Origin of the sequence: Chitinophaga sp. LS1 (genome assembly GCF_034274695.1) — a bacterium.
GTDB lineage: Bacteria > Bacteroidota > Bacteroidia > Chitinophagales > Chitinophagaceae > Chitinophaga.
On sequence record NZ_CP128362.1, the window covers coordinates 4,615,686 to 4,636,006 of the forward strand.

Consider the following 20,321-nt stretch of genomic DNA (forward strand, 5'->3'; position numbering starts at 1 on the left):
CGATGGCAACGGTAATTACAAGTACGATAGTATTGGTAATATAGTTTCTGATGTCCGTGCCGGGGTGGATAGTATCAAGTGGAATGTATATGGTCAAATAGCCCAAATATATAAGCATGATACCACTTCTATAGTCTATGCCTATGATGCAGCTGGAAACCGGATCAGTAAGTCAGTGATCAGCAAGACGCAAGATACTGTTCAGACATTCTATATACGAGATGCTACGGGCAATATACTGAGTACCTATACTTATAGGGATACATCGGTTAATATTGGCCAGTAAAGTCAGATAGAAGCCAATTTGTATGGTTCCAGCCGTTTAGGGATGCCAACATTGGCAACTAATGTACAGGATGCTTGAATCAATTAGTAGAGTCTAATATTCAGCAAACATTAATTAAGGCTACTTCAAATGCTGGTGCTTCGCTGAATAGAACGATAATGTTAAAGAATGCTGGACTTTTGGAGAAAAGTATATTTTCCACCATAGATGAAAAAATTGCTAGTCAATTGGGGCGTAGAGGATGGACTGTTAATTGATAAGACAATATTAAATCCATATACTACAAGACAAGCTATGAATAAAGCAACAGGAGGCGAGGCTACAGCTTATTTTCAAGAAAATGGATCCTGTATAGTAAAAGATAACACTACTAATGCGGTTATTCAAATTAGCGACAGGACTAATCCTAAATGGGTTCCTGATGAAACTATTTTTAACTCATATATTCCTAAAAAATAATCAAGATGAATGAAATTGAAATTTTATTTTTAGAAAAAGCAATAATTCGAGGAGGAACTCTTATATTTTCAAAACAGGACACTTTGGATTTTATTGAACAGTGTAGAATTTTTGAAATTCGTATTCTTGGAATAGACGGATTCTTTATAACAGAGAAAACCACTCAGCCAAGCATGGAGAATAGCGTAAATTATTCAAGTTATCCACCGAATAAGAATATTTATGATAGCGCATTAGAATTTGTTGCTAAAAAGGATGACAATCTTTTTTTTGAAATAGTATGTGGGTGACAACAATAGTCCGCCCAATTTATTGGGCGGTGTTTTATTAATCAATGGTTCGTTAATAAATTAAGCGGCCATGGATCCAATGTTTAGGCACATTGAGTATAATTTTCTTATTTATTGCAATTGAGCTCCAGTCCTAAGTTTGAAAGAATAGTTTCGGTCAGATGCTTGTTATAGAGTAAGCATTCGACGCGGAGCATTCACCAAAGATATTGATTAGCTTCTAACTTTGCCTTCGAAAGAATTGCAAATATGAAACGAAGAAAATCATCCGTGGCAGGCCGCCATCATTTTAGTGACCAGGAGATAATTTCCGCACTGGAACAATTTACCCGGGCAGGTAATATTAGTGTTAAAGAGTTTACAGCAGCCTTCCAAATATCACCTGCTACATTTTACAATTGGAAAAAACGTTTTGGAAATCAACCAGCGGTGACCAATGCACCAGTAGGCTTCATTGATGTAGACTTATCACCGGTCCAGCAGGATTTAACACCAGGAGCCATCTTTGCAGAATATCGCGGTATCATTTTTTATCAGCGTGTAGAACCTTCCTATCTTAAAGCCCTCTTGTAATATGCTATCACTAAATGGTTATCGGCTGGTATTATGGAACGGTGCAACAGATATGCGTTTGAGCTTTAATGGTCTTTCCGGTCTGGTTATAAATGAAATGAAGGAAGATCCTTTTCAGTATGGAACACTCTATGCTTTTTTCAATCACCGTCGCACGCAGGTTAAGATCCTGGGATGGGATATAGATGGACTGGGCATCTTTTATAAGAGACTATCAAGAGGTACTTTTGGCACACCTGTATACAATAGTGAAACAAAGATGATGGTATTGAGCAAGAAGGATCTTTTGCTGATACTGGAGGGTGTAGAAGTTAGATTCCGTAAGCGTTATGAAAGATCTGTCAGACCTAAGAAAAGCTGATAATAAATTCATCAGAATTAATCACAAATGCTTGTGTTTGAAGGTTCATGGTAGTACCTTTGCACTCATTGAAACCTGAGATCATATATAATTTATCTGAAGCACTGGAACAAGTGAATGCACTGCAATTGCAGAAGGCAGATCTCTCCAATGCACTTACTCAGGAAAGACATGTATTCAGCCGCATTATTCAGGAACTCACAACAGAAAATGCTGCACTAAAGGAAGATAAAGAGCAACTGAAACGTTGGTTGTCCAATGAGCAGGAACGGGGAATCGATAAGGAGAGATTGATTGCTTCCCTGGAAAAAACTGTTGCTGAATTACAGGCCGCTCTTGCCAGTAAGACGGACGAAGCAATGCGTAAAGACTGGCAATTGAGAGAGCTGCAGGAGATGTTATTTGGGCAACGCAGTGAAAAATTTATTCCGGATCAGTCAGCTACGCAAGCTGCTATTCAGCAGACCCTTGGGGATGAATTTGATAAAAAAGAAATCGAAGCGATCATTGAACAAGCTGTAGTATCTTCTGCTACTGATACTTCAATAGTTACCAGCTCCAAAACCAGTCGGAGGAGAAAGCATCATAAAGCACATAAAGGGCGAAGACCTGTCGCTGCTCATCTGGAAACAGAGACCATTGTTTATGATATTGCCGCAGACAAAACAGGCATGAAACCCATTGGAAAAAAGGTATCAGTTTATTACGATATTATTCCCGGAAAACTCATCCGTAAAGAAGAACACCACCTTCAATATAAATCAACAGATGGAAAGATACACTGTACTCCTGTCCAACCCAGGATGATAGAACGGGGGATTGTCAGTAACAGGTTACTGGCACATCTTCACAGTGAACGCTTTGTTTACTACATGCCATATTATCGGCAACAACAGCGGTTTGAGCGGCTGACAGGTGTTTGTTTTGCGGCATCGACGATCGACCACTGGGAGGAAGTTTGTTATAAGAAGCTGAAGCGTCTGCTAAAGCTCCTGAAGAAAACAATACAGACTGCCAGTTATATCAAGGCTGACGAGACCAGTTTAAAATATCTTCACGATGAAGGGCAGGGTAAAGCCGCCAATGGTTGGATGTGGGTCTTCCATGCACCTGAACACAAACTTGTACTTTTTGAATTTCATCCAGGCAGAGCTCATGATGTACCTAAGGAAATCCTGAAAGATTTTGCAGGTACATTACAAACTGACGCACTATCCTCTTACACGACTGCTTTTAAGCAAAATGATAAAGTCACGTTGATGAGCTGCCTTGCGCATATCCGCAGAGGATTTAAAAAGGCGCAGAGACAAAATAAAGCACTGGCAGACCAGGTATTGGTATACTTTAATATCATATACCGCATAGAAGCCTATGCTAAACGTAAACAATTTATCTCTGACCAACGGCTTGCCTTAAGACAGAAATACAGTAAACCCTTCTTTGATAAAATACGCAGTTGGTTGGATGAACAAAAAGATGAACATGTACCTGATAGCCTGCTGGCTAAAGCAATTAACTATGCGAATAATCAGTGGGATAAGCTGAATATCCTTTTTTCAGATGGGAAAATAGACGTTGACAATAACTCAACCGAGAATGCTATACGTCCGATCACTTTATTCAGAAAGAACTCCCTTTTTGCAAGTAATGAACATGGCGGGGAAAGAGCTGCATTGTTTTATTCCCTCGTGGAATCCTGCAAGATGAATGGGATTGATCCATTCGAATACTTAACTGATGTGTATAATCGACTCCACGATTGCACAGCTGCTGAACTGATACACTTGTTGCCTTCAAACTGGAAACCAATCAAAGAAAGATAGGCTCCTGTTCGATTAATCCGAAAAATCAAAGAACTTATTGATGCAAATTTAATATCTGTCGTTTGAATCCGGAAGATGCTCCGCATCGAGGTCATATGTATGAGCTGGGCGAATAAGCGAAAAAGAAGTTCCTGATATTAAGTAAATTTAATTACGACATTAACTCACTTAAAAAATCAGGAACCATGCCTAAAGTTAAGCAACTCAACTTTGAAGGACAAACAATCTTTTGCGGAATCGATGTCCACAAAAAGACCTGGAGGGTCAATATCAGAAATGATGAATTTGAACTGGAAGATTACAGCCAGGAAGCTTCAGTAGAACAACTAGTGAATCACTTACAGAAAAAATATCCTGGCGCCAGTTACCAGGTAGCCTATGAAGCTGGTTTTTGTGGCTTTAGTATACATCGTTTTTTGTCAAAATTAGGGGTAAATTGTATTGTTGCTAATCCGGCAGATGTGCCTAGTACAGATAAAGAGAAAAGGCGTAAAAATGATAAGATTGATGCACGCAAAATAAGTCGTCATTTATCTAAGACAGAATTACCTCCTATTTACGTGCCCGACCTGGAAGCCGAACATGCGCGTACATTGGTGCGGCAGCGTGGCCGATTAGTTCAAGATCAGACGAGGTGCAAAAACAGGATATGGCACCTTCTCATGTTCAGTGGCTTAAAATTGGATGTAGATAAGCCACAACAATACTGGAGTCGCAAATTCATAGCTACACTTCAATCTTTATCTTGTCAGACGGAATCACTTAAGATGGCTCTAAATATAGCCTTGGAGGAATATTTACTAGTCCGGAAATTATTGAGTGTAGCTACCAAACAAATACGAACATTATCTATACACCCTAATTATACTGCGGTACAAAAATTGTTGCAAAGTATACCTGGAATAGGTATTGTGAATGCGATGATAATTATGGCTGAATTACAGGATATGAATCGATTTAAGACGCTTGATAAATTGTGTTCTTATGTCGGGATTGTACCTGACACAGGAAGTTCCGGTGAGAATGATGTAATAAAAGGAATCACGCAACGAGGGAATCACTATCTACGGCCAGCAATTGTAGAAAGTAGTTGGGTAATAATAAGAAAAGATCCTGCCATGTTGATGTTATACAAGAAATATTGCTCTACAATGATACCTAATAAGGCAATCATCAAGATCGCCAGACATTTGCTAAGTCGAATAAGACATGTGTGGAGGAACCAGGTAGAGTATGAAATAGGCATAGTTGGCTAATGCGTGCGTTTTGAAGGCATGGAGCATCAAGAAAAGATAAAGGCAGCCCATATGGGGAGCCTTTACCAATTATCGGATTTTTCCGTCAGCATCAGGCTATCCCTTGCTGGGTTGCTCGCCAGCATTGCCCAGCTCCGTTTGATCTGATTTAACAAAATTAATAATTTAAGCAGATACACTCTTCAAAGTTATTGAGGCATCCACCGTTGAGTAAGCATTGCAGCACTTCGTAATATATTCGAAATGACTGCTTATCGAGAATACAGATGCCTTTATTAAAGAAGTTAATAAGACCTTGCAGCTCTTTGTTTTTGCTCATAAAGCTGAGTTCTAAATAAAGAAGACTGTTTATTGAAGTGTACTTGAATTGATGTATGCTTAATAAAAATAGAATCGTTATGTAGAAATGTAACACATACTATAGTATCAGGAATACTCGTTGTATATTTATGCAGCGAAAAACTCATCATTGAAATGCTTACGTTATAGAACCATGTTTTGATACTGCGCATGGAGAAAGGAGTATGCTCCTTATCCGGCAAACTGGCCCAACTGTCGTATCAGTAAATATTGGCCAGTAAAGTCAGATAGAAGCCAATTTGTGTGGTTCTAGCCGTTTAGCGATGCCAACATTGGCAACTAATGTACAGGATACAACACCAACACCTACAACTAGTATCATTAGGTTAGGTTATGGAGAAAATATTACATTTACAAGAGGTAAGAAGTTCTTTGAATTAACGAACCACTTGGGTAATGTTCTTGCTACTGTTTCTGACAGGAAGATTGGAGTGTCACTCGATAGTTCCAGTATAAGTAGTTATAATCCTGTTATTACTTCTGCCCAGGAATACTATCCTTTCGGTATGCTGATGCCAGGTAGAGGAGGTCATATAGGAACAGGAAGGAATGTTTCGGGTAGTACTGTTGTAATGAATGGAGATACCATCCCTGCGACACTGCCAGTCACTCAGCGTACGAATAATACTCCGGGAACCTATATGGCTACGCAGGTGATAAGTTTTGAAGGAGTGTTTACTAGTGGAACTGCAGATGAGTTAACTAAGCTGTTTGTAGATCAGACGAGTGCCGATCCTGGGACTTAAAGTGGAATAAGTTATGGTATAGCTGTTAAGGGATATAGGTATTATACAGCTTACATTATATTCAAAGTATTCTTTGACGCTTAGTTCCCGCCATTGACAGCCTGTTTTCATCCGCTTTAAGATTAACTGAACCACTTTTATTAAACATATTCTGGGTGCAAAGCCTCGTTTTCCCTTACTTAAATGCGGTATTATCCAATCTCTTATTTTATTTTCGTCTATGAGTCCCAGATTTATTCGTTTTTTTTCGCAAAACAAAAATCTATAATCTCTGGCACTCTTCCTTTTTATATATAAGTTTAAACAACTTCGATAATTAAATGAAAAAGAATATACTAATTCTATTAGGTTCCTTGTTAGTTTGCGTTATCATTTCTTGTAATTATTTGGATACTAAACAATGTAAGTGTGATAAATTGAAAACCTTATTTACGATACCAGGTATTTATGAGGGCAAGACTATAGGATATGCGCATTATGTTTTGTCAGAAAATCTCTCAAAAAACTGTATTGATAGTGCTATGATGGTTGACCTGGCAATAAAATATAGTGATACGGTTAAGGTAGGTTATCCGGCGAATATAATAATGTTTTTTTCCTCTGATAAGGATTTTATACCAAATGAAACCTCTCAAGTAATGGAAGAAATTAATAAAAGCTGTTTAGTGGTAATTAATCTTGATGTAATTACTAAAAAGCCGAATGATTTTTTATTTTATAATGAACAGGGTAATAGAATCTATTGGGGGAAGAAGTGGTTGCCAAAAAGAAAATGAGAAATTGATTTCGAATGGAGATGCTATTATGGACCATTGCTCTGTTAGGTATGGGTATATGGACATTATGATATCCAAGGCTTGCGTTTGTTTTAATTTGGATTTATTATCTGGCGACAGCTATCTACCGATTTTTTATTATAATCCAGTTATTACTTCTGCCCAGGAATACTATCCTTTCGGGATGTTGATGTCTGTTAGAGGTGGGCATATAGGGACATGAAGGAGCGTTGCAGGTAGTACTGCTGTAATGAATGGAGATACCATCCCTGCGACACTGACAGTCACTCAGTAAGCCTCTGTTTCAGTAGCAAGTTCCGCAGGAGGGAAGAGCGCTCCTATGAGTATTGAGTGAATTGCCGACGCTACAGCTTTAACAGAATTCGGCCAAACTAGACAATATGTTTATCATGGAGGAGAAATAAGTGTCGTAAGACCAAAATAGAATAATGAAGAATGAGTATATTGATCCCGGGCACAACTAGGTGTTCTATTTGTAATCTTGAAATAGAAAACGAAAATGAGGCTTATTCATTTCCAGCTTTTGTAATTAATGTAAATGACCCACTTTATTGTTTTAGTGATGCGAGTTTTCATCTACGATGTTTGGAGAATACTAAGGGGGGAGAGATTGCTGTAAAATATGCAAATTTGTTTATGGAAAGCATTAAGCCATTAAACAGAGTTTGTATAATAGGAGGTAATCTTATCACTAAGTATGATAATCATATTTTTATCGATTATTTGACTTCAGATATAAATGAATACTTACACAAAATGAACTTTGCTCATATTGATAAAATGAATTTACCCTATTGGAAAAATAGAGAGGAATTTATATTAAAATTGGTGAATCTTATAGAGCGTGGTGAATGGAAAGAGGTAGGCATAATTAAGTACCTGGATAAATTGATTTGTCAGTTGTCTTAGAATGCTATTTAATAGCTTGTGATTTCTTCAAAGTTAAGTGTAATGCATTACAGTGGTAAAAGGAATAATTACTTTAACAATTGGAGTTTCTATGTTGTCAGCTTGTTGGGATGCTTCCGGTACGCTGTTAGGCTCGGATTACAGGTTGTTTAAGGATACACCTTCCTGGGAATTAGCCAGGGCAGTAAAGCGTGAGGATACCCCCGCTATCAGGAGCATTGCCAGCGGCAATAAAATGCTTATTGATTATCAGGAGCCGGTTTATGGCAAAACCTTACTGATGCTTGCTGTTACTAATCATGATTACTTATCTGCTACAGCATTACTGAACGTAGGAGCTGATCCCAATAAACATGATTCTTATGATGGGGCCTCATCAATGATCAAGGCAGCAGCTATAGTTAATGATCAGGGTGATAATACCAGGTTTTTAAAGTTGCTTTTATCTCACGGCGGTAATCCCAATGATGAAGAAACCGGACCAAGACAGGAAGGCAATACCACACGAATGACACCGTTATTGGCAGCTTGTTTTGATTTAATTGATTTTGGTTCTCCAATTGAAAAAGTAAAACTACTGGTAAAAACTGGTGCTGATGTGAATCATAAAAATGAGTAATTATATTTATTGGTTGTTTATCGTATGGTCAATATTTTTCCTGATATTAGCCATTTCTGGATATTTAGTTTTCGGCCATGGGCTTGGAGGCGTTTTATATTATTTAGCAATTTTCGGTTTTCTAATTTTTGTTTCTATCCTTAGAACTATTTTATCAAAGAGATGGAATGACAAGTATATGTTTATACCAACAATATTAATTGCTTTATTTGTCGCCTTTATAATTTTCAAAGCTACATTATTTCGAGGGCCAGAATATCCATGGAATGGTAGAATATTTAATTTATATACTGCATACAGCTATATTTTAACCCGGATTTTTAGATACTCCCCATTTATTAGACAGCAATAGGTGGGTTATTAATTAAAGAATCAAATCTATTACTACTATTATAAACTTTCTCTTTTTTTGTTACTTTTTTTCTCTTTGTGAATTGCTGTGAATATGTGGATAACTTATCAGCAGCGCCATAAACATCAGCAGGAGTAACATATCCAAGGCTTTGATGTTTTCGTTCCCAATTATAGAATTCCACATACCTGTGAATTCCTTTGTATAATTCCAGCGTGCTGTCGTAAGCATTGAGATAGATGTTCTCGTATTTGATGCTACGCCAAAACCTTTCAATACAAATATTATCTGTAGCTCTTCCAACACCGTCCATGCTGAATTTGATCTCAGCATTTAATACCGCTGAGGTGAATTCCTCACTGGTAAACTGGCTTCCCTGATCTGTGTTTAGGATCTCAGGAGTGCCATAGATGGAAACGGCCTTTTGAAGGGCTTCCAGGCAGAAATCAACAGTCATGGTATTACTTAGCGTCCAGGATAGCAAATACCGGCTATGCCAGTCTATAATCGCACACAGATACATAAAACCTTTCGCCATCGGAATGTAAGTGATATCCATGCTCCAAACCTGGTTGTTCCTGTCAATATTAAGCCCCTTTAGCAGGTATGGATACTTTTGGTGGTATTTATATGCCTCGCTCGTATTGGGAACCGGATATATGGCCGAAATATCCATTTTTCGCATCAGGCGCCTAATCCGCTTCACATTGACAACCAGATCATCTGTACTCAAATGTTTGGCCATCCGAACAGCCCCGAAATAAGGATGTTCAAGGTGGAGACGATCAATCTGAGCCATCAGCTCCAGATTTTGTTTGCTCTCTCCTTTAGGCTCATGATAATGACTGCTACGGGATACTTCAAGCAATTGACATTGACGTACAATGCTAAGCTCCGTATCATCCTTGCTTACTATAGCCATCCTTCCAGTTCTTCCCATAGACCTGTTCAGATTTTTTTTCAACCAGTCATTCTCTACCTTGAGTTGACCGATTTGCTTATATAGTTCATCCTTTTCTTCCTGGTGATCTGTTGCTTCAGAATCAGCTTTCTTACCCTGATCAAATACCTGTTCAGAGCCTGATAACAGCTGTTTCTTCCACTCCGTTATCTGAGTGGGATGTAAATCATACTTCTCAGCCAGCTCTGCAAGTGTGAGTTGTTCTTTTAAGGCTTCTACTGCTACCTTCGCTTTAAATGCTGCATTGAACTTTCTTCTTCCCTTGTTCATATCGTAAATTTAAGATGTTTTTCCACTTAAACTTACTGTCCGATTTTTGGGGAGTATTATATTTAACCGGATAGTAATCGCAAAGAAAATAAATTGTATGAGACATTTAATCCTGATAGTACTATTGTTTTCCTGTAAACAAATATATAATGATCCTGAAATTTCCGAAAAGAATAATAAATCTATTGGTGCTGATGGAAAATTAATAAACGGAGAGGTCGTGTCACATTTCGAGAATGGTAAGGTCTCGGGGATACATCATTTTCGTGATGGTATACCTGATGGCAAATGGAGGGTTTATGACCATCAAGGCTCATTAGTTCAGAATGGATTTATCGTGGAAGACCTGGAAATAAAGCGTTTACTGGAAGTAAAATATGATATTGATTATGTGTTGAAAGATAGCTGGAAAGAAGGGAATCTGGATATAGGGTCTATTTATGTTGTGTTAAAAACACGGGTCTCACAAATCCCTGATAGTGTTGGAAATAAAATAATAGATCGTCTTAAGGAAAGTGATAGGGAGGTTCTGTTTTTATATGGTGAGGATACGATTAATATTTTTCATAAAGGTATAAACTGACAGCTTGATTTATTAATGAATAGTATTGGAGAAAATAAATGATAGCTAACCTCATTAGTTTGATAAAATTTAATTTTATTATGGTTGTAGATTAATGAAATATATATGTCTTGGGTTTATCAATAAGGCATCTCACTCCTGCGAGGCGCCTTATTTCTTTACTCTAAATCCGAATTTTCCTATTGATCCTTCTGGAAGATTACAATCTGGATTTAATATTATAGGGCAAGGTTGGGACGATGCTGATAAGATACATATGGCTACAGATGCAAAAGGGGCGAAATTTTTTGAGTGAGGAAGCTGCGTACGGGAATTACTTGCCAGCAGAGAAGTTAACAGTAAAGAAAAAAGCAAATAAAATGAGTAATTATTATTATGGTAACTTACACAGTCGTCAGACGGTTACCAAAGATAATAGTACGAATACGGCTATCGTAGCAGAGACAATGTATGATTACCAGGGGGGCTGCTATCCAGGTAATGCCTGCACCTACATTAAGCAATGCAGTAAAATATTTCAGGAGTTTTAATACCGCTGCAAATGGAGCTGAGTGTGACAAGAACCAATATGATACCCCGGTTAGCGCCAGTGACTATCTGACTGGCGGTGCAGCAGCGATGTCTTCTTTTTCTTAAGGCTCAATCATTAAATTTGACGAGTCAAATGAATAATAATCAGAACGTTAAAACAGATAACACAAAAACTACATTAAATGCCAGAAAATAGAGAACCACTTTTTTTCGTTGAATCATCTTTAGATAAATTAAAAACCTTTTTAAACTACACTATAATATTATTGGCAACTATTTATGTCGGCAAAGATTTTAGTGCGAATCCGGTTCTAATAACTATAGTTCTCTTAGTTTTTTTAATTGCTTTTTATGGTAATAGCTATTCTCAAATAAGGATCTATAAAGATAGTATTGAACATACTTTTAAACATCCTGTTGATCTGTTTTCCCATAGGACTTCAATATTGTTTAGTGATATAGATTCTATTGAAATGGATCTTAAAAGAGATGGCGCTAATTTCATGTTGATAGAGATGATTGGTAGCTTGTTGGTAAGGTACACAGTAACGAATACTATTCGATTTAAACTTAAAGATGGGACCGAAAAAATATTAATGACACAAATTTTTAAAAAAGATGTTTTGAAGGCAATAGAAGTATTAAGAAGTGTTACAGAAAATAAGATACAAATTTTTGAGTAGCTTTTTATATGTTAGATTATTGAAAAACTATGTGAATAATTAAAATCGTATTCCGTATTATGGTGAACATACTTATTCGGGTAGCTGCATTTATTTGGATGTTTCGGGAAATTTTTAACAGAATAATGAGAATAATATTTTTAATATCACTTGCATTTTTTCTTAAAAGTTGCGTACGTGATATGACACCAGCTAAGAAGATTTTAAAGTCAATGAAAGTCGGAAAAGCTGAAGTAGAATGGTTTTCTTTTTCTTCAGCTTATGCTGATGTACCTGATTGCATAACAATAAAAAAAGGGAAATGGATAGATACTATTTGTAGATCAAATAACATAGCTGACCTTCAAGATTTAGGAAATAATGAAGTATTAATTGGGTTCTATGGCAGACCTAATAGGTATGGTAAATTAATTGAATTAAACCAAAGTATTTCAGGCATTACCATAGTTGTAGACACTGCTTACGCTAATAGAGCAAAATCTGTTTATTGAATGGGTTTACTACAATTTTTTTGAATTCACAATGGGTACAGCAAACAGGCCGGTCAGGAGCCGTTTTTATGAATGCATCAGTCCCGGTGAGATATATGATAGTTGGGTACTATGAAGGTGTGAAAATTAAAGTAATTGCAACTGCTACAGAAATAATAACTGCGTTTCCAATTTTCCAATTAGATGATATATGAAAAAGAATGAAAGACTACGTCAAATGATTGATTATGCAAAGGAATTGGGATTAAATGAAAAAGACATATTATTTGCTATTGAGACATTGGAGGTAAATGAATATGGTCTCTCTTTTGATCATGTTACAGAGCAATTATATGAATATAATACTCCTATTACATCAGAGTTTTATTATTTAGTTAGTGAAGTCGCATGTGAATTCAAATTTGACGAAACACGATACTCTATTTTAAAGGGATTAATTAAGGAGTGATATAAGGAATTAAAGCGCATGAAATTGGAGTTAGTTGCGGAGAATGTATAATACGGAGTTCCTCCGTTGGGCCTGGACCAGTATTACCGTAATAGACAGAGAAGAAGTCCCACGAATACCCCAATTCCAAAGAACAGGTTCTTTAAAACTTTTGAAGTAAGGAGTAAACTTAGAGAGACCGATTCCGAAGTAAAAATACTTGAGAAAATTGCTGAAACTTTTCAATCAAATATCCAAGTTAATGAATCTTTGAAGATTACTTCAAAAAGGCCTTATTGTGTATCTTGTGAGGAAGTAATTCAGCAATTCCAGGGAATGTTCAAAAATGTAAAACTTGAATTTGTTAACGGAATAAAACCGCAGAATATGAATGTTTATGAGTTAAAGACATTTTTGGAACAGAAGGGGGATGTGTTGACGGGATGTAGTAGTTTTCAGGTAAGAAGTCTTGAGCGTTATTTTAAAATTAAATTGCCTATGGTTTATAAGGATTTCTTATATGCAATGGGTATAGATGCCGGGCGATTCATGAAAGGAAGTGATGCATTTTATAGGCATTTGTACAACCTTAAAGACGGGTTTTTAAGCGAGTTGTTTTATACTGATCTTGAACTGCTTGAAAATTCATTTGTTTTTTGGACACATCAAGGTTATCAATATGCATTTTTCCTCCTTGATGCAGGGGATAATCCTCCTGTATATTATTATTTGGAAGGGGAAACAGAATTTAAAAAAATAGAATCCCTAAGTGCCTTTTGGGAAAGAGAAATGCCTGATAATTAATTAAATGAAATCTTTTGTAGCAAAATTCTTTGCGATATTGGGAGCTCCGATTGTTGGTCATTGAGGTACAAATGATAAGTAAGGTGAGAAAAGGAAAATAATAGTATTGCTAGCTCAGTTTCCAAGAAAAGAATTGACTATATGTGGAAGTGCCAGATAATGCAATAGGTGATTTATTTGAACAGGCTGTGCATGGGGCATAGAAGATACATTTTGGAATTACTATAAAGGGAATAAATAGAATGTGGAAAAAAATTCTTTTCAAGATTTTAGATGGTGAAAAAAACATACCATCTCCTTTTGATAAGGATGGTATAATGAAGTTTGTATTTGTTATTGTTGATAATGATAGCAGGATGGGATTTTTATGGATATGGTGTTCCAAAACCTATAAAGGTATTTGGATATCAAGAATGAAAATCCCGGAGAATACGGAATCTGTATCCTCCGAAGAATTTTCTCATCTTGGCTTGCCTAAAATCGAATTTGTCGATCCATCAAAAGGTGGAGGTGGACTATAATTACAAGAGATAATTGGGACCTTAGATAAAAATACAGTAGATAGTGTCAATGAATTTAACTATCACTTTTATATGTATGTTTCTGATCATTACTCTTACATTTATCGTGCAGACTCTATAAGAGAAGATTATTTAAAAAGGATGAAGTAGTTATTTGATCGCGAGGGATAGGAAAGGAGATGAAACCGCAATGGGAGCATTGGGATTTGAAGCGGCATTGTTGTTTATACCCGGAGGAGATGAATTTAAAGGATTGGCGGTTGAATCTAAGACATTAAAATCTCTTAATGAATCAATTTTGGTTGGTAGTAAAGAGATTTTAAATAGTGAAGGGAAAACAGTTACATGTTTTTTTGTAAGGAACGAAGAAGATTTATTAAAAGTTGCAGAAGATGCTGCTGGTGGGCCTTTAGGTAATTTTACAGAAGAGAAGCCAGGTCGTTATATTGGTTACGTGCAACTTACCTTCCTAGTAAGTTTGAAAGTACATTAGTGTGGGATGCAATGAAAGCGACCCAGCCTGTTTATGAAGGGTCATTAATGCCTCGTTCATTTGAAATATATAATGAAAAAGGTTTTGGAGGTAAGGACCGTAATTTGATGAAGGCTATGGAATCTGCTTTGTCAAAAGGTAGGGCAAGAGCTGAAAATGATTCCGGTATTAAGTTTCTCGGGACTGAAGAGAAAAAAGTTGGAGGAGTTTATTACAATTATGAACTAAAAACAATGCCTGGGAGCCAATATGGTGACTATCGTCTTTATGGAAATTTGGAAACTTATATTGAAAATGGCAAAGAAATACCGATTATTGTGTTTAGAGCGGGTAGAATGACTCATTAGTAACTATGAAAGAAAATCTTGAAATAATTCAAAAAGTTATTAGAGAAAAATTTGAGGTAAATAATTTGAAACGTATGTTGTTTGAATATTTATCGAAGATGGAAGATGGTTATGCAATTTTAAAAGTCGATATGGATTATGAATTGCTAGTTTATAATTTAACTTCTCAGCAAAACGAAATATTCAAAATTTCGTTAGATGATAATTTCACGATTTTTCAGTATAAAGCTCTCTATGAATATGATATCGATTTTTACTACCATATCCATGTCGCTATTGGTCATTTTAAAGAAAATGATTTTGGATTTACCATTGACAAATGCTTAGCACTATTTAAATTTAATGACGATTTAAGTTTGTATGATGTTGTATTTACAATTCATGAATGTTATAAATCTTAATTTCGATACAGTCTAATATCTCAATAACTTAATAATATTTTGTATCAGGATTGTTTTTGCATTCCTGATACTTTTTTAAATAAGGAATTAAATCAATTATTGTTAGTATGCTACAGCATTTTGAAGTAATTCAGCATATTTTGAAAGAGACTTTTGAGATTGATAAAATGAAAAGTGACCTAATTGAATATCTATCATTAAAGGAAGATGGATTAAATTTGATTAAAGTGGGAGCTAAGTATGAGGTTTGGGCTTATAACAATAGTCTGCAGAAAAAGGAGCCTTATATTGTTTCTCCAAATGAAAAACTGACAATATATACTTATAGGGTAGTTGATGATCTGCAAGCTGGATTTCAATGTCACGTATATGTTGCCATAGGTAATTACCAGAAGGTAGATCATCTCTTCACGACTGACAAATGCATAGCAATATTTAAATATGATGGTGAATTAAATTTAGCTGAAATCGAATTTTTTATGGAGGAAATTTATAAGCCATGACAACCTAATCGTTAATAACTAAGAATGGTTTAGTATTGATAGATTTGATTCTTACATTAATACCCCGACTATTACTGTCTAATAAATTGGTACTATTTCAAATTATAACTGTTCCTTATTTATCAAATGCATACTTAGTTGCTGCAGAAAAATTTGACTATAAAATGCTGTAAGAATCTTAATTGTAAAATAAAGCCAATTCTTCCTAAGTTGTCAACGTAGAACTAAAACATTAAATCATAATAGATGGAATATAATAATTGGGTGTTACAAGAAAATGGAAAATTTGTAAAACCAGTCTTTGACAATTATCAATTATATGCTCATTATATGAGAAATAGGAATATTGCTTTCAATCTTGATTTGAGTATTGTAAACAGTTTTATTGACTGGGGGAAATATCCAGATAGTTATTCTTTTTGGTATTACTTTGTTGGCTGTGAAGAAGAAATTACTGCCAGATTAAAACAGACCGAGTTGCTAAAATATGAAAGTTTAATTATGAACATTGATGAAAGAGATCCCATATGTGAAATACCCATTAATATTTTTATAAATAAATGGCTGGATTTTGTTGCAGGAGCTCAGTATGAAACTACAGCAACGACTTCTGATGGCAAGTTGTTTATGGAGTTTAGGAAAGGCGATTTGCTTTATAGCAATTTCAAAATTAAATGAGAAGAAGTCGGTAAGCGGTATGTGGTGTCGATTGTTAGTGATAAGTTCTTGAGGGGGGAATGCACAGATTACAGACCATCCTAAGCCTTTTATTATTTTCCCATCAGTAGAAGCAGCTATGATATATAAAGTTGAATATATTCAACGTTACGATGGCAATTGGGCGCGTTGGGTAGCCCGAGAAAAAGCTCCACAGGAGAGCTAAAGAGCTAATGTGATGAAGAAGAGTACCAAAATTGTCGATTCATTGATTAAGGCAAATACTAATAAAACATCTACTGGTCTTAATTTTAAATTATTATGAGTAAATATTGGTTCTTATTTTTTTGCGCTGGTGTTTGGGCATGTAATGAAACGCCTAAGGATAAAAAAGCTGATGTGGTAAGTGATAGTGTAACTATCGCGCCCAATCAGAATGATTCTGTCATCACAAAGCCTGTTGTCACAGAAAAACAAACAGGATCAAACATCGTTATGGAATGTGATCAGGCGCTAAATTTGATGTTTCAAACAAGTAATTATCATCCGGATGATAAGACTCACCTGTCAGATTATAAAATACACATAAATGAACCAGGTGATGCCGATGACCCCTCAATAGGCATTCGGATTTATTACTCACCTGGCCGAAAAGATAGTTCCTTGGCTGGGGTATTAAATCTTGATTTGCAAACAGGCAAGTTAGTGGATTTATCTCCCCAATTGGATCATCCGGTGGAGCTTACTTACGATTCAAGCTATCTTAATATTATACGGAAGAACTGTGGGAATTTACCGCCAGGATTGTTCTGATATTTTTTACTAAATAGCATTTGATTCTATAATAGCAGGGAAATAAAATTAGATGGAATATTGCTAATTATTTTTGGAAATAAGGAAGGCGTCTCGCACCAGCGAGACGCCTTTCCTATCTACTCCACAGTCACATCATACACCGTCTCATTCGCCGGCAGATCCTTCGCTACCGCTCTCACTCTACACCCTGCTATCGCACCATTCGCCACTGTCGCCGTATACAACCAATCCAACCCATTCGCCTCCAACACCGCATCACCCTGCTCCATCAAATCACCCACAGCAGAATAAATCGCCACTCTCACACTTGCCACCTTAAAATCATCTACCGCACGTACCGTGATAGTAGACCCAATCAAACCTGTATACAGATCGTAAGTATTCGGTTCTCGGCGTTCCCGAATAGAAATTAAATATTGCGATCATTGCATCAAAATTTAAACGATGCGAAAGAAGCAAATTCAGAGATCTCTCCCTGGTTCTCCCTTAAAAGTAGACATGGCATTCCATGTTCGTCAGCAGCCTGATTCCGGCATGATTATTAGCGAATACTGCAGGGCTCATCAAATAAGTGAAGGCAGTTTTTATTACTGGTTAAAGAAAACAAACAATACTTCACCGGTTCCATCCTCACCACCAGCAATACTTCCCGTAAAAATTGTAGCATCATCAAATGAGCCTGTTAATTCAAACTTATTTGCTGAAGTGCGCGGTATTGCAATTTATCAACCTGTGCCGGCAGAATATTTACTCACCTTGCTAAATCATTAGTCAATGTTGTCATTAGCTGGTTATAATTTTTATATCTATACATCTGCAGCGGATATGCGGATGGGAATAAATGGTTTGTCAGGCATCGTACGTAATCAAATGGCACTTGATCCATTAGCTAAGGGCATCATCTATTTGTTTTTTAACGGGCGTCTCACCCAGGTGAAAATGTTGCAATTTGATGGAGATGGTCAGGCGCTTTATTACAAAAGACTAGCCAGAGGCACCTTTGGCAAACCTGTTTATGATCCTGGTTGCCAGGCGATGATGATTGAACGCAAAGATGTGATGCTCATCCTGGAAGGAATCGAGATTAAGTACAGAAAGCGTTACGAAAGAAAGTCAGGAAAATCAACAGATCAGCCAAACTAATAATGCTGTTTTTGCGTTAATATAGCCAATACCATGACACAAAGCAGTGCGCCCTGAATTACTCACTTCTATAACAGATGCATTAAAACAAATCTCCACGCTAACGGAGACCAATGGGGAGTTGTTGGAATCTCTGACCAGAGAGAGAATAACGTTTGGTAAGATTATATATGACCTGAATAACCAGCTGGAAGCAAAGAATGGAGCATGTGATAAATTAAACCGTTATCTGAATCAGGCACATGAGATTATGCTTGATAGAGAACATCAGGTCATTGAATTGCAAAGCAGGATCGAAGCATTGGAAAGTGAAAATGCGCTCTTAAAAGAGCAGGTTGCTCAGGGAGAAAAGAAGAGCTGGCAGTTACAGGAGTTATGTGAAATGCTACAGGGTAAAAAGAGTGAGAAATTTATACCTGAACGTGAAAAAGTAGATGCGGCCATACAACAAACCTTAGGACCTGATTTTGATCTGACCGAACTGGAAGAGATTATAAGAGTAGCCTCCACAAAAGGCGATATTCAACAAGTGGATGACCAGATCCGGAAAGGCAACCGCAAAAAGAAAAAACATCTCGCTCATAAAGGTAGAAGAGTACAACCATCTTGTATAGAAGTAGTGACAGAAACAATTGACGTCGAAGGAGACAAGACAGGCCTGATCCCTATGGGCAAAAAAGTGACGACCTATTACGAATACAAGCCGGGTAAAATTATTAAAGTACAACAGGAGCGGCTTCAATATCGTACAGAAGATAAAAAGTTTGTCTGCCAACCAGTAGCCCCTCGTCTGGTAGAAAAAGGAACAGTAGGAAACAGCCTGCTGGCACACTTACACAGCCGCCGGTTTGGATATGGGGATCCATATACACGTCAGTTACGGTATATAAAAAGCACTACTGGCATCAGCTTCGCAGCATCAACGGTAAATGGTTGGGAAGAGGTGGCCTTTAAGAAACTGCTAAGGCTGTTGAGATGTATGAAAAAAGTAATTGTGCAGGCCCGGTATCTGAAGGTCGATGAGACAAGATTAGATTACCTCAATGATATTGGAGAAGGCAAACCATCCAGGGGTTGGCTATGGGTATTTTTATCTGAAGAACAAAAATTAGTATTGTTTGAATTTAACCCATCCCGCGGACATAAGGTTCCACAGCAGATATTAAAAGATTTTAAGGGCACGCTTCAGGCGGATGGCCTGGGTAGCTATGTAGCAGCTTTTAAAGATAATGAGGAGGTGGACCTAATGACATGCCTGTCCCATATCCGCCGCGGTTTTAAGAAAGCAGAGAAATATGATAAAAAGCTAGCGGCAGAAGCATTGACATTGTTCAACATCATTTACAGGATAGAAGCCTTTGCCGAAAGAAAAAAGATGACCGATGACCAGCGATTGGCATTGCGTCAGAAATATAGCGTTCCTTTTCTCGATAAAATACATATCTGGTTGCTGGAACAACAGCAGATAGATCATCTGCCAGGTACACCAATAATTAAAGCAGTTAATTATGCCCTGGGGCAATGGCACAAACTAAAAGCATTTACGACCCTTGGATACGTCGATGCCGACAACAATGGCGTCGAGAGGGCCATCAGACCCGTTACTACCTTCCGCAATAATAGCCTGTTTGCCGGAAATGAACATGGAGCAGAGAGAGTAGCACTTTTTTACTCCCTGATCGAGTCTTGTAAACTTAACGACATCGATCCTTATATTTATCTTAAAGATATCTATGACCGCCTTCATGATTGCCCAGCTCATGAACTTATTAATCTGTTGCCTCCATATTGGAAGAAGAAAAATACATGATTACATCAATTAGCAGATTAGCCCCGAATTACAAAGAACTTCATTTATA

28 protein-coding genes are annotated in these 20,321 nt (G+C 36.9%); 26 read left to right on the top strand and 2 right to left on the bottom strand.

The genetic code is table 11. The features are described 5' to 3' along the window. The first annotated feature begins 493 nt into the window (after window positions 1-493). From QQL36_RS19045 to QQL36_RS19090, 10 genes are all read left to right on the top strand, one after another. Window positions 494-745 (top strand): colicin E5-related ribonuclease, encoded by a 252-nt coding sequence (locus QQL36_RS19045; RefSeq protein WP_321566416.1) that lies wholly within the window; start codon window positions 494-496, stop codon window positions 743-745. Window positions 746-750: 5 nt separating this feature from the next. Then, window positions 751-1,035, top strand: coding sequence for a hypothetical protein (locus QQL36_RS19050; protein WP_321566417.1), 285 nt, complete (start codon window positions 751-753; stop codon window positions 1,033-1,035). A 249-nt stretch (window positions 1,036-1,284) separates the two neighbouring features. Beyond that, window positions 1,285-1,608 (top strand): IS66 family insertion sequence element accessory protein TnpA, encoded by a 324-nt coding sequence (gene tnpA, locus QQL36_RS19055; protein ID WP_321566418.1) that lies wholly within the window; start codon window positions 1,285-1,287, stop codon window positions 1,606-1,608. A 1-nt stretch (window position 1,609) separates the two neighbouring features. Next, window positions 1,610-1,969: an IS66 family insertion sequence element accessory protein TnpB gene (gene tnpB / locus QQL36_RS19060; RefSeq protein ID WP_321566419.1), complete on the top strand. Its 360-nt coding sequence runs from the start codon at window positions 1,610-1,612 to the stop codon at window positions 1,967-1,969. A gap of 68 nt (window positions 1,970-2,037) precedes the next feature. Then, window positions 2,038-3,792 carry an IS66 family transposase gene (gene tnpC, locus QQL36_RS19065; protein ID WP_321566420.1) on the top strand — a complete coding sequence of 585 codons (1,755 nt, stop codon included), beginning with the start codon at window positions 2,038-2,040 and terminating at the stop codon, window positions 3,790-3,792. A gap of 185 nt (window positions 3,793-3,977) precedes the next feature. Next, on the top strand, window positions 3,978-5,048 hold the full coding sequence (locus QQL36_RS19070; protein ID WP_321566421.1) for an IS110 family transposase: 1,071 nt from the start codon (window positions 3,978-3,980) through the stop codon (window positions 5,046-5,048). Between the two features lie 623 nt (window positions 5,049-5,671). Further along, window positions 5,672-6,154 carry a hypothetical protein gene (locus QQL36_RS19075; RefSeq protein WP_321566422.1) on the top strand — a complete coding sequence of 161 codons (483 nt, stop codon included), beginning with the start codon at window positions 5,672-5,674 and terminating at the stop codon, window positions 6,152-6,154. A gap of 320 nt (window positions 6,155-6,474) precedes the next feature. Next, complete coding sequence (locus tag QQL36_RS19080; RefSeq protein ID WP_321566423.1) at window positions 6,475-6,930, top strand: hypothetical protein; 456 nt, start codon at window positions 6,475-6,477, stop codon at window positions 6,928-6,930. Between the two features lie 456 nt (window positions 6,931-7,386). Beyond that, window positions 7,387-7,860, top strand: a complete 474-nt coding sequence (locus tag QQL36_RS19085) for a hypothetical protein (protein WP_321566424.1) — start codon at window positions 7,387-7,389, stop codon at window positions 7,858-7,860. Window positions 7,861-7,951: 91 nt separating this feature from the next. Continuing rightward, window positions 7,952-8,479, top strand: coding sequence for an ankyrin repeat domain-containing protein (locus tag QQL36_RS19090; protein ID WP_321566425.1), 528 nt, complete (start codon window positions 7,952-7,954; stop codon window positions 8,477-8,479). 338 nt (window positions 8,480-8,817) lie between these two features. On the opposite strand, the gene QQL36_RS19095 is transcribed toward QQL36_RS19090, so the two are convergent. Further along, entirely contained in the window at window positions 8,818-10,062 is a 1,245-nt protein-coding gene (locus tag QQL36_RS19095; protein ID WP_321566426.1) for an IS3 family transposase, read from the bottom strand. Window positions 10,063-10,159: 97 nt separating this feature from the next. Here QQL36_RS19095 and QQL36_RS19100 point away from each other — a divergent pair, with 97 nt between their 5' ends. The 13 genes from QQL36_RS19100 to QQL36_RS19160 all read left to right on the top strand — a co-directional run bounded on the left by QQL36_RS19100 (window position 10,160) and on the right by QQL36_RS19160 (window position 17,316). Then, window positions 10,160-10,645: a hypothetical protein gene (locus QQL36_RS19100; RefSeq protein WP_321566427.1), complete on the top strand. Its 486-nt coding sequence runs from the start codon at window positions 10,160-10,162 to the stop codon at window positions 10,643-10,645. 450 nt (window positions 10,646-11,095) lie between these two features. Next, window positions 11,096-11,281, top strand: coding sequence for a hypothetical protein (locus QQL36_RS19105; RefSeq protein ID WP_321566428.1), 186 nt, complete (start codon window positions 11,096-11,098; stop codon window positions 11,279-11,281). A 77-nt stretch (window positions 11,282-11,358) separates the two neighbouring features. Next, on the top strand, window positions 11,359-11,859 hold the full coding sequence (locus QQL36_RS19110) for a hypothetical protein (RefSeq protein ID WP_321566429.1): 501 nt from the start codon (window positions 11,359-11,361) through the stop codon (window positions 11,857-11,859). A 59-nt stretch (window positions 11,860-11,918) separates the two neighbouring features. Beyond that, window positions 11,919-12,350 (top strand): hypothetical protein, encoded by a 432-nt coding sequence (locus tag QQL36_RS19115; RefSeq protein WP_321566430.1) that lies wholly within the window; start codon window positions 11,919-11,921, stop codon window positions 12,348-12,350. A 190-nt stretch (window positions 12,351-12,540) separates the two neighbouring features. Beyond that, entirely contained in the window at window positions 12,541-12,798 is a 258-nt protein-coding gene (locus QQL36_RS19120; protein ID WP_321566431.1) for a MafI family immunity protein, read from the top strand. A gap of 66 nt (window positions 12,799-12,864) precedes the next feature. Then, the gene (locus tag QQL36_RS19125) at window positions 12,865-13,581 is read left to right on the top strand and encodes a deaminase domain-containing protein (RefSeq protein WP_321566432.1); all 717 of its coding nucleotides are present in this window, start codon (window positions 12,865-12,867) and stop codon (window positions 13,579-13,581) included. A 242-nt stretch (window positions 13,582-13,823) separates the two neighbouring features. Beyond that, a complete protein-coding gene (locus QQL36_RS19130; RefSeq protein WP_321566433.1) occupies window positions 13,824-14,102 on the top strand; it encodes a hypothetical protein in 279 nt (92 codons plus the stop codon). A gap of 154 nt (window positions 14,103-14,256) precedes the next feature. Then, window positions 14,257-14,595, top strand: a complete 339-nt coding sequence (locus QQL36_RS19135; RefSeq protein ID WP_321566434.1) for a hypothetical protein — start codon at window positions 14,257-14,259, stop codon at window positions 14,593-14,595. 11 nt (window positions 14,596-14,606) lie between these two features. After that, window positions 14,607-14,942 (top strand): hypothetical protein, encoded by a 336-nt coding sequence (locus QQL36_RS19140; RefSeq protein ID WP_321566435.1) that lies wholly within the window; start codon window positions 14,607-14,609, stop codon window positions 14,940-14,942. 5 nt (window positions 14,943-14,947) lie between these two features. Continuing rightward, window positions 14,948-15,343, top strand: a complete 396-nt coding sequence (locus QQL36_RS19145; RefSeq protein WP_321566436.1) for a hypothetical protein — start codon at window positions 14,948-14,950, stop codon at window positions 15,341-15,343. A 107-nt stretch (window positions 15,344-15,450) separates the two neighbouring features. Then, window positions 15,451-15,846 (top strand): hypothetical protein, encoded by a 396-nt coding sequence (locus QQL36_RS19150; protein WP_321566437.1) that lies wholly within the window; start codon window positions 15,451-15,453, stop codon window positions 15,844-15,846. A gap of 246 nt (window positions 15,847-16,092) precedes the next feature. Next, window positions 16,093-16,524 carry a hypothetical protein gene (locus QQL36_RS19155; RefSeq protein ID WP_321566438.1) on the top strand — a complete coding sequence of 144 codons (432 nt, stop codon included), beginning with the start codon at window positions 16,093-16,095 and terminating at the stop codon, window positions 16,522-16,524. Between the two features lie 300 nt (window positions 16,525-16,824). Continuing rightward, on the top strand, window positions 16,825-17,316 hold the full coding sequence (locus QQL36_RS19160; protein WP_321566439.1) for a hypothetical protein: 492 nt from the start codon (window positions 16,825-16,827) through the stop codon (window positions 17,314-17,316). A 119-nt stretch (window positions 17,317-17,435) separates the two neighbouring features. On the opposite strand, the gene QQL36_RS19165 is transcribed toward QQL36_RS19160, so the two are convergent. Beyond that, window positions 17,436-17,678: a hypothetical protein gene (locus QQL36_RS19165; RefSeq protein WP_321566440.1), complete on the bottom strand. Its 243-nt coding sequence runs from the start codon at window positions 17,676-17,678 to the stop codon at window positions 17,436-17,438. Window positions 17,679-17,763: 85 nt separating this feature from the next. On the opposite strand from QQL36_RS19165, the gene tnpA (QQL36_RS19170) reads away from it, so the two are divergent. From tnpA (QQL36_RS19170) to tnpC (QQL36_RS19180), 3 genes are read left to right on the top strand one after another with little or no spacing between them, the layout of a single operon-like run. Continuing rightward, window positions 17,764-18,090, top strand: coding sequence for an IS66 family insertion sequence element accessory protein TnpA (gene tnpA / locus QQL36_RS19170; RefSeq protein ID WP_072362417.1), 327 nt, complete (start codon window positions 17,764-17,766; stop codon window positions 18,088-18,090). Window positions 18,091-18,093: 3 nt separating this feature from the next. Beyond that, window positions 18,094-18,462: an IS66 family insertion sequence element accessory protein TnpB gene (gene tnpB, locus QQL36_RS19175; protein ID WP_083730638.1), complete on the top strand. Its 369-nt coding sequence runs from the start codon at window positions 18,094-18,096 to the stop codon at window positions 18,460-18,462. Window positions 18,463-18,508: 46 nt separating this feature from the next. Then, window positions 18,509-20,272 (top strand): IS66 family transposase, encoded by a 1,764-nt coding sequence (gene tnpC, locus QQL36_RS19180; RefSeq protein ID WP_083730637.1) that lies wholly within the window; start codon window positions 18,509-18,511, stop codon window positions 20,270-20,272. Window positions 20,273-20,321: the final 49 nt, after the last annotated feature.